General features: G+C 69.0%; 6 protein-coding genes. 2 read left to right on the forward strand and 4 right to left on the reverse strand.

Annotated features, from left to right (window positions below):
* Nucleotides 1–175: 175 nt before the first annotated feature.
* From pntB to ACTHJJ_RS11870, 4 genes are all read right to left on the reverse strand, one after another.
* Nucleotides 176–1,606: a Re/Si-specific NAD(P)(+) transhydrogenase subunit beta gene (gene pntB, locus ACTHJJ_RS11855; RefSeq protein ID WP_440303151.1), complete on the reverse strand. Its 1,431-nt coding sequence runs from the start codon at nucleotides 1,604–1,606 to the stop codon at nucleotides 176–178.
* Between the two features lie 7 nt (nucleotides 1,607–1,613).
* Nucleotides 1,614–3,194, reverse strand: coding sequence for a Re/Si-specific NAD(P)(+) transhydrogenase subunit alpha (locus ACTHJJ_RS11860; protein WP_440303152.1), 1,581 nt, complete (start codon nucleotides 3,192–3,194; stop codon nucleotides 1,614–1,616).
* A gap of 291 nt (nucleotides 3,195–3,485) precedes the next feature.
* Entirely contained in the window at nucleotides 3,486–4,883 is a 1,398-nt protein-coding gene (locus ACTHJJ_RS11865; RefSeq protein WP_440303153.1) for an MFS transporter, read from the reverse strand.
* Entirely contained in the window at nucleotides 4,880–6,232 is a 1,353-nt protein-coding gene (locus ACTHJJ_RS11870) for an MFS transporter (RefSeq protein ID WP_440303154.1), read from the reverse strand. Before ACTHJJ_RS11870 ends, ACTHJJ_RS11865 begins: the two co-directional genes overlap by 4 nt.
* 345 nt (nucleotides 6,233–6,577) lie before the next feature.
* Between ACTHJJ_RS11870 and ACTHJJ_RS11875 the strand changes: the two genes are divergently transcribed.
* Nucleotides 6,578–7,375, forward strand: a complete 798-nt coding sequence (locus tag ACTHJJ_RS11875; protein ID WP_440303155.1) for a helix-turn-helix transcriptional regulator — start codon at nucleotides 6,578–6,580, stop codon at nucleotides 7,373–7,375.
* A partial coding sequence (locus tag ACTHJJ_RS11880; RefSeq protein ID WP_440303156.1) for a nitrate reductase subunit alpha occupies nucleotides 7,372–10,259 on the forward strand: 2,888 nt, incomplete at its 3' end. The genes ACTHJJ_RS11875 and ACTHJJ_RS11880, both read left to right, overlap by 4 nt.

The following is a 10,259-nucleotide window of genomic DNA, read 5'->3' on the forward strand; positions in this document are numbered from 1 at the left end:
CGGCGAAACCCCGTCCGTATGCCGCTCAGCCAGGCCGCACTGAGCGCGCGGTCCCGCGTGGGCGAGGTCGGCGGCATACCTCCTGGGCGGCGGAACGACCACTATCCGTAACCGCCGCGCCGGCTCAGCACGAGCGGGACCGGCTCCGACGGATGGTGGTCGTCCGGGCGAGCGGTCAGAGGGCCTTGATGATGTCCTGGACCCGGTCCTTCGCGTCGCCGAAGAGCATGGCGGTGTTGTCGCGGAAGAAGAGCGGGTTCTGGACACCGGCGTAGCCGGCCGCCATGGACCGTTTGAAGACGATGACGTCCTTGGCGTTCCAGACCTGCAGCACGGGCATCCCGGCGATCGGGCTGGTCGGGTCCTCGGCGGCGGCCGGGTTGACGGTGTCGTTGGCGCCGATGACGAGCACGACGTCGGTGGCGGGCAGGTCGTCGTTGATCTCGTCCATCTCGAGGACGATGTCGTACGGGACCTTCGCCTCGGCGAGCAGCACGTTCATGTGCCCGGGCAGCCGGCCGGCGACGGGGTGGATCCCGAACCGGACCTCGACGCCGCGCTCGCGCAGCTTCGCGGTGAGGTCCGCGACGGGGTACTGCGCCTGGGCGACGGCCATCCCGTAGCCGGGCGTGATGACGACGGACCGCGCGTTCTCGAGCAGGGCGGCGACCTCCTGCGCGCTGGTCTCGCGGTGCTCGCCGTAGTCGACCTCGGCCCCGGTGACCGCACCGTCGGAGCCGAACCCGCCGGCGATGACCGAGAGGAAGGAGCGGTTCATCGCCTGGCACATGATGTAGGACAGGTAGGCACCGGAGGAGCCGACGAGGGCACCGGTCACGATGAGCAGGTCGTTGCTCAGCATGAACCCGGCCGCGGCCGCCGCCCACCCGGAGTAGCTGTTGAGCATCGAGATGACGACCGGCATGTCGCCCCCGCCGATCGAGGCGACGAGGTGCCAGCCGAACGCCAGCGCGATCACCGTCATCGCGGCCAGCGGCACGAGCGACGGGGACACCACGAACCACACGAGCAGCGCGAAGGAGACGACGAGCGCGCCCAGGTTGAGCCAGTGCCGGCGCGGCAGCATCAGCGGCCGGCTGGAGATCTTGGCCGACAGCTTGAGGAAGGCGACGATCGAGCCGGTGAAGGTCACCGCGCCGATGAACACGCCGAGGAAGATCTCGACGAGGTGCACCGCGTCCTCCCCGCCGGAGGTCGCCCCCACGGCCAGCGCCGTCAGCGCGCGGGCCTCCGACCCGGTCGAGACGAGGTAGGTGTTGTAGCCGACGAGCACCGCGGCGAGGCCGACGAAGCTGTGCAGCATCGCGATGAGCTCGGGCATCCCGGTCATCTCGACGCGCACCGCGAGCCGGGTCCCGACGGCCGCACCGATCGCCATCGCGACGACGATCGCGGCCCATTGGGGCAGCCCGGCCGCCTGCCCGGCGAGCCACAGCGTCGCGGCGAGCGCGATGACCATGCCGGCGATGCCGTAGGTGTTGCCCTGCTTGGCGCTCTCGTGCTTCGACAGCCCGGCGAGGCTGAGGATGAAGAGGATCGCGGCGACCAGGTAGGCGGCGCCGACGAGGGCGATGTCAGTCGTCATCGGTGGCTCAGCCCTTCCGGAACATGGTCAGCATGCGGCGGGTCACGGTGAACCCGCCGAAGATGTTGATGCTCGCCACCAGCGTCGCAACGAACGCGAGCACCGCGACGGCGCCGGTCGAGGCGGCCCCGGAGGCGCCGAGCTGCAGCAGCGCGCCCACGATGATGATGCCGCTGATCGCGTTGGTCACTGACATCAGCGGCGTGTGCAGCGCGTGCGCGACGTTGCCGATGACGTAGAACCCGATGACGACTGCGAGCGCGAACACCGTGAACGGGGCGAGGAAGGTCCCCTTCGACAGCGCCGTGATGGCGAGGAAGACGACCGCGGCGATCGCCATGCCGGTATGCCGCCGGGTCAGGTCCCGCGGGCCTGCTGGCTCGGCCTTCACGACCTCCTTCGGCGGCAGGGGCGCGGCCGGCATGGGTGCCGGTGCGGCGCTGACCTGGATCGGCGGCGGCGGCCAGAGCAGCTCGCCGTCCCGGGCGACCGTCATGTTGCGCTGCACCGGGTCGTCGAAGTCGAGCACGAGCTGCCCGTCCTTCGCCGGGGTGAGCAGCTTCATCAGGTTGACAAGGTTCGTGCCGTAGAGCTGGCTCGCCTGGGTGGGCAGGCGCCCGGCGAGGTCGGTGTAGCCGATGATCCGGACCCCGCCCTCGGTGACGACGAGCTCGTCCGGCACGGAGCCCTCGACGTTGCCGCCGTTCGCAGCGGCCATGTCGACGATGACCGATCCGGGCTTCATCGAGCCGACCATCTCGGCGGTGATCAGGCGTGGCGCCGGCCTGCCCGGGATCAGCGCGGTCGTCACGACGATGTCGATGTCCGGCAGCTGTGAGGCATAGAGCTCGGCCGCGAGGCGGTTGTACTCCTCGCCCATCTCCTTGGCGTAGCCCGACCCGCTCGGGCCGGCGTCGGCCTCGGGCAGCTCGACGGCGAGGAACTCCGCACCCATGGACTCGACCTGCTCGGCCACCTCGGCCCGGGCGTCGGTCGCGCGGACGATCGCGCCGAGCGAGCGCGCCGTGCCGATCGCGGCGAGCCCCGCGACACCGGCACCGGCGACCAGCACCTTCGCCGGAGGTACCTTGCCGGCGGCCGTCACCTGCCCGGTGAAGAACGACCCGAACTCGTGCGCCGCCTCGACGACCGCCCGGTAGCCGGCGATGTTCGCCATCGACGAGAGGACATCCAGCGACTGGGCGCGACTGATCCGCGGCACGGCGTCCATCGCCATCGCCGTGACCCCTGCCGCGCGGAGCTTCTCGACGAGCTCGGGCGCCAGCGCCGGCGCCAGCAGCCCGACGAGCACCGTGCCCGGCCGTAGCAGGGCGATCTCCTCGTCGGTGGGCGGGTTGATCTTGTGGACGACATCCGAGGCCCACGCGGTGGCCCGGTCCACGACGCGAGCACCGGCCACGGCATACGCCGGGTCGTCGAAGCTCGCCGCGTGGCCCGCGCCGGACTCGATGACGACCTCGTAACCCAGCCCGACGAGCTGGCCCACCGTCTTGGGCGTCGCCGCCACCCGCCGCTCACGCGGCCCTGACTCACGGGGGATCCCGATCTGCACGATGCTCTCCTCCATTGCGGGCACACTAGGACCACGGCTGCCTCTGCGAACCTAGAGCACCGGTCGGGCACATACCAGACACGCTGCCCGAAATGAGACGTATGCCGCTCCCCGCCGAGCCGGGAAGTGACCGGTCGACCGAGGGGCAGTGACCGGTCGACGGGAGGGTCGGGTCGCGCAACACACCGGGAAATCGACAACGCACCGGGTTCGGACCCTGAGGTGTTGTCCGTAACCCGGGTGTGTTGTCGTCAGCCCTGAACCGGCGTGTGCTGTCGTCAGGCGCTGGTCGGCCTGGCCCCCGCGTCAGCTCGGCTTGGGCGCACCGGGCCGGGCGTAGCGCATCCACGTGATGACGACGCATGCGACGGCCCAGACGATGCCGATGATGTAGAAGAGCGTCGCGCTCATGATGGTCAGGCCGACACCGAAGAGGAACGGCCCGAACGCGGCGATCGCGGCGGTCCAGCCGATGACGCCACCGGCCTGACGGCGCTCGAAGATCATCGGCATCTGCTTGAACGTCGAGGCGTTGCCGACACCGGAGAAGAAGAAGATCGCGAGCATGCCCCAGAGGAACTGGTTGAAGCCGGAGTGGAGCGTGGCCGCCGAGGATGTGTCCGGGGTGAGTGCGGGGATCGTGTAGATGATCGAGGCGATGATGCCGACGCCCGACACGAGCGACCACCTCGCCCCGCCCATGCGGTCGGTCAGCGGCGCGAAGAGGACCCGCGCGCCGGCGCCGACGAGCGGCCCGAGGAAGACGTACTTGACGACGTCCGGCGGTGCATAGCCCTCGATGAGGACCTTCGCGGCTGCGCCCGACCCGGACACGATCTCCTTGTTGCCGATGCCGTAGAGGTTCGCCATGAGCAGGCCGAACTGCGCGGAGAGGCCGGAGAAGGTGCCGAAGGTCATGATGTAGAGCACCGTCATCCACCAGGTGTCCTGGTTGCGGAAGATGTCGAACTGCTGCTTGATGTTGGCCTTGACCGGGACCGACTTGAGGAAGGTCCAGGCGATCGCCGCGACGATGATGAGCAGCGGGATCCAGACGAAGGCAGCGTTCTGGTACCAGACCTGCTGGGCCGGCTTGCCCGGGAAGGTCAGCATCTGCGAGCCCCCGAGGAAGCCCACCATGCCGAAGCCGATGAGCCACGGCGTGAGGAGCTGGACCAGCGAGACACCGAAGTTGCCGACGCCGGCCTGCAGCCCGAGGGCGGTGCCCTGCAGGCGCCTGGGGAAGAAGTAGGACGTCGAGGGCATGAACCCGGAGAACGCGCCACCGCCGATGCCGGAGAGGAAGGCGAGGGTCAGCAGCTCCCAGTAGGGGGCGGTCGGGCTCTGCACCCGCACACCCCAGCCGAGGATCGGTGCGATGAGGAGCAGGGAGGTCAGGGTGACCATCTTGCGGGTGCCCATGATGGGCGGGAGCACCATCCAGACGATCCGGAGCAGACCGGCGGCGAGTCCGGGGATCGAGGCGAGCCAGTAGAGCTGGGACTGCGTGAAGTGGTAGCCGATCGGGTTGAGCTTCGGGACGATCGCGCTCGGTAGGAACCAGGCGACGAAGCACATCGTGAGGCTGAAGGTCGTGATCCAGAGGGTCCGCCAGGCGAGACCCTTGTCCCACGTCTGCTCGTTTTCCGGGTCCCACGATTCGAGCCACTCGCCCTTGGTGCGGGCGGCGGTGTTGGCGGTCATGCGCGTACCTCCACGGTGTCGGTGACGGCGTCCTCACGAGCTGCAAGGGCGGGTTGTTCGAAGTGGTCGGTGAGCTCCGGGGAGCCCTTGTGCAGCATGTGCACCACAGTCCAGTGCATCCAGGCGAAACAGACAAGCGTGAGGAGGAACAGGACGAAGAAGGTGCTGGACGGGAAGCCCGACCACTGCTTCGTATAGGCGAACAGCGGGGGCAGGAAGAAGCCGCCCAGTCCACCGAGCATCCCGACGAGGCCGCCGACCGCGCCCACGTTGTGCGGGAAGTACTCCGGGATGTGCTTGTAGACGGCGGCCTTGCCGACACCCATGGCGCACCCCAGGAGGAAGACGATGACCGCGAAGGGCACGATGCCGAGCTGGTAGGCCAGGTGCTCGGTCTGGCTGCCGTCCGCGTGATTGATGACGATGTGGCCGTTGGGCATCATCAGGATCCCGGACGTGATGACCATCGCCGTGAACGTCCAGTACATGGCCCGGCGGGCGCCGAACCGGTCGCTGAACCAGCCACCGACCGGCCGCAGCAGCGAGGCCGGGAAGATGAAGGTCGCCGTGAGCAGGGCGGCCGTCGTGAGGGAGACGCCGAAGTTGTCGACGTAGTACTTCGGCAGCCAGGCCGACAGCGCGACATAAGCGCCGAAGACCGCGACGTAGTAGAGGCCGAAGCGCCACACCCGCACCTGCCGGAGCGGGGCGAGCATCTCGCGCACCGGCTTGCTCGCGCCGGGCATCCGGTCGTGCCGGGGCGTGACGAGGAAGGCCGCGATGGCAAGGGCGACGAGCAGCACCGCATAGAGGACGGGGACGAGCCGCCAGCCGCCCTCGACGCCGAAGGCGTATGTCGCACCGGCCGTCCCGGCGATGAGCGGGGGCCCGATGAACTTCGTCACCGACGCACCGACGTTGCCGGCCCCGAACACGCCGAGGGCGAAGCCCTGCCGGCTCCGGTCCGTCCACGCGGCGTTCCAGGCGACGCCGACCGAGAAGAGGTTGCCGGCCAGGCCGACGAGGAACGCGAGCACGAGGAGCGTTCCGTAGCTGTGCACCCGGGCGACGAGGAAGGTGGGGATCGCGGTGAGCAGGAGCAGCGCGATGGTGACCTTGCGGCCGCCGATGCGGTCCGTGAGCATCCCGGCCGGCAGGCGCCAGATCGAGCCGTTGAGGACGGCCACCGCGGTGATCCACGCAAGCTCGGGATCGGTGAGGCCGAGCTCCTTCTGGATCGGGATGCCGAGGATGCCGAACATGAGCCACACGGCGAACATGACCGTGAAGGCCGTCGACGACATGGCCAGGACCCGGGTCGAGCCGCGGGCGGGTGAGGAGGAGACCACCTGAGACCTCGCTTTTTAGAGGAATACCGATTCGTTTTATTGATCCGGGCCTTACCCGGACGAGGCGGTGCAATACCCCCGTCAGGCCAATCTGGCGCGGCCCGACGGATGCAAGAACTACAGTATGTAGTAGTGTCCTCGATGTGCAACTCGAACCCGCTCAGGTCCGTTGGAATTCCGAGGAATTTCGGGTGACAGACACCCTCGGAGAGGTGCGGTCCAGGTGCGACCCTGCTCGTCGAAATCACCCCGAGCGGATGCGCCGAATGCGTGGTTAGATGAAGAGACGACGTTCCTCTAAATACGTCATGACGATGTTTCGTAATTCGTCAGGAGGTGGGCAGCGTGCATGACCGCACTCCCCTCGGCACCGACCTGCTCAGCTCCTCGGTCCGCCGTCGGATCGTCGACGTGCTCGCCAACCTGCCACCCGTTCGTGACCCGCAGACCGGCGCGAAGCAGCCGGCCGAGGGACTCTCGGCTCGAGACCTCGCCGACCGGCTGCACCTGCACGTGACGACCATGCGGTTCCATCTCGACCAGCTCGTCGCCGGCGGCCTCGTCGTCACGCAGTTCAAGCGCGGCGGCGGCGCGGGGCGGCCCCGCAAGCTCTACGCGATCGCCCACGGCTCGCTCGACACAGAGCGTTCCGAGCAGTCCTTCGCCCGCCTGTCCGAGGTGCTCGTCGACTCGTTCAACGACTCCTCCAAGAACCTGACCCCCGAGCAGCTCGGCGCGCGCTGGGGCCGTCGACGCATCCAGCACGAGGACCTCGACGCGAGCCGGACGGCACCGGCACAGACCCCCGGGCAGTGGCTCGGCAAGATCGGCCGGATGGTCGACGTCCTCGAGGAGTGGGGCTACACCCCGGAGGTGTCCACGACCGAGGGCGGCCGCACGGCGCGCGTCGCCCTGCACGGCTGCCCGTTCCTCGACCTGGCCCGCGACAACACCGCCCTCGTCTGCGGCATCCACCGCGGGCTCATCCGCGGCGTCATGGAGGAGCTCGGCGAGGAGCACACGGAGGTCAGCCTCACCCCCTTCGTCACCCCGCACCTGTGCGTGGCCGCCCTGAGCACGGGCACACCCCAGAGCAGCACGACCCCAAGAATCCCCTTCATCGACAAGGAGACCCGTTCATGAACGACCCCGCGACCCGCACCCACGAGGTGGGTCTCGACGGCCCGCTCAGCGACGCCCTCGTCGGGACACGGCGCTTCTTCACCCAGGCGACCGTCTCCGACGACAAGCGCATGCTGCTCCGGGAGGGCGGCCGCGAGGGCGACTCGTTCTACCGGGACCGGTGGAGCCACGACAAGGTCGTCCGGTCGACGCACGGCGTCAACTGCACCGGCTCCTGCTCGTGGAAGGTCTACGTCAAGGACGGGATCATCACCTGGGAGGCGCAGCAGACCGACTACCCGACGGCCGGCGCCGACCGCCCCGACTACGAGCCCCGCGGCTGCCCCCGCGGCGCAGCGTTCTCCTGGTACACCTACTCCCCCACCCGCGTCCGCTACCCGTACGTGCGCGGCGTGCTCCTCGAGATGTTCCGCGAGGCCCGCGCCCGCCTCGGCGACCCCGTCGACGCCTGGCGCGAGATCACGAGCGACCCGGAGAAGGCGCGGCGCTACAAGAGCGCGCGTGGCAAGGGTGGCCTGGTGCGCGCGACGTGGGACGAGGCCGCGGAGCTCGTGGCTGCGGCATACGTCTCGACGATCAAGGAGTGGGGCCCCGATCGCGTCGCGGGCTTCTCGCCCATCCCCGCGATGTCGATGGTGAGCCACGCGTCCGGCTCCCGCTTCACCGAGCTCATCGGCGGCGCGATGCTCTCCTTCTACGACTGGTACGCAGACCTGCCCGTCGCCTCGCCGCAGATCTGGGGCGACCAGACGGACGTACCGGAGTCGGGCGACTGGTGGGACGCGGCATACCTCATGATGTGGGGCTCAAACGTGCCGGTCACGCGCACACCCGACGCCCACTGGATGGCGGAGGCGCGCTACCGCGGCCAGAAGGTCATCGCTGTCTCGCCCGACTACGCCGACAACGTGAAGTTCGCCGACGAGTGGCTCGCGATCGCACCGGGCACCGACGCCGCGATGGCGATGGCCATGGGCCACGTCGTGCTCAAGGAGTTCTTCGCCGACCAGCAGGTCGACTTCTTCAACACCTACTGCCGGCAGTACACCGACCTGCCGTTCCTCATCGAGCTCGAGGAGTATGCCGCCGACCCGGCCGACGCCGGGAAGGTGACCTACCGGCCGGGCAAGTTCCTGACCGCGGCCGACCTCGGCGGCTCGCACGCGCAGACCGAGAACGCCGAGTTCCGCACGGTCGTGCTCGACAGCCGGACCGGCGAGCTCGCTTGCCCCAACGGGTCGCTCGCCGACCGGTTCGGTCCGGACGGCGCCGGCAAGTGGAACCTCGACCTCGACGATATCGTGCCGACGCTGTCCCTCCTCGACACCAGGGACGACGCCGTCCTCGTCGACTTCCCGCGGTTCGACGAGTCGATGCCGACGATCGCGACGCGCGGTGTGCCGGTGCGCCGGGTCGGCGACAGGCTCGTCACGACCGTGCTCGACCTGATGTTCGCCCACTACGGCGTGGCTCGCGCCGACCTGCCGGGCAGCTACGCCACGGGCTACGACGACGTCGACGCGCCCTACACGCCGGCGTGGCAGGAGACGATCACCGCGGTCCCAGCGGACAAGGTCGCCCGGATCGCAAGGGAGTTCGCGCAGAACGCAGTCGACACCGGCGGCCGCTCGATGATCATCGTCGGGGCCGGGGCGAACCACTGGTTCCACTCCGACACGATCTACCGGGCGATGTTCATGCTGACGACCATCACCGGCTGCCAGGGCCGCAACGGCGGCGGCTGGGCGCACTACGTCGGCCAGGAGAAGGCTCGCCCGGTCACCGGCTGGTCGCACATCGCGATGGCCCTCGACTGGGTCCGCCCACCGCGGCAGATGATCCAGACGGCGTACTGGTACGTGCACACTGACCAGTACCGCTACGACCACTACCAGGCCGACGAGGTGGCCGCCGCGACCGGCACAGGCCGGTTCACGGGAATGGCGACGATGGACACGCTCGCCAAGTCCGCCCGGATGGGCTGGATGCCGAGCTTCCCCAGCCTCAACCGCAACCCCCTCGACATCTGCGACGAGGCGGAGGCGGCCGGGGAGAGCGTGCCCGACTACGTCGTGTCGCGGCTCAGGTCCGGTGACCTGCGCTTCGCCGTCGAGGACCCCGACGCCCCGGAGAACTTCCCGCGGGTCCTCACCATGTGGCGGGCCAACCTGCTCGGCAGCTCGGCCAAGGGCGAGGAGTACTTCCTCAAGCACCTGCTCGGCACCGACAACGCCGTCAGCGCGACCGAGACGCCCGAGCACCTCCGGCCGCGAGACATCGTCTGGCGCGACGAGGCACCCGAGGGCAAGCTCGACCTGCTCCTCACCCTCGACTTCCGGATGACGAGCTCGACGATCCTCTCCGACGTCGTGCTACCGGCGGCGACCTGGTACGAGAAGCACGACATCAACACGACGGACATGCACCCGTTCATCCACTCGTTCAACCCGGCGATCAACCCGCCGTGGCAGACGAAGACCGACTGGGACACCTTCCAGGTCATCGCCGAGAAGTTCTCGGCTCTCGGCGCGCAGCACCTCGGCGTCCGCAAGGACCTCGTCGTCGCACCGCTCTTGCACGACACCGCCGAGGCGATGGCCAACCCGCACGGCATCGTCCGTGACTGGAAGGCCGGCGAGTGCGAGGCGATCCCCGGGAAGACGATGCCCAAGCTGGTCGTCGTCGAGCGGGACTACGGCGCCATCTACGACAAGATGGTCAGCCTCGGCCCGCTCCTCGACAAGCTCGGCACGACGACAAAGGGCATCACCTACGACGTCAAGCGCGAGGTCGAGCGGCTCGGCCACCTCAACGGTGTCCTGCGCGGCGGGGTCAAGAGCGGTCGCCCGAGCATCAAGACCGGGGTGCAGGCGGCGCAGGCGAT

This window comes from Intrasporangium sp., assembly GCF_051961875.1.
In the GTDB taxonomy this organism is placed as follows: Bacteria; Actinomycetota; Actinomycetes; order Actinomycetales; family Dermatophilaceae; genus Intrasporangium_A.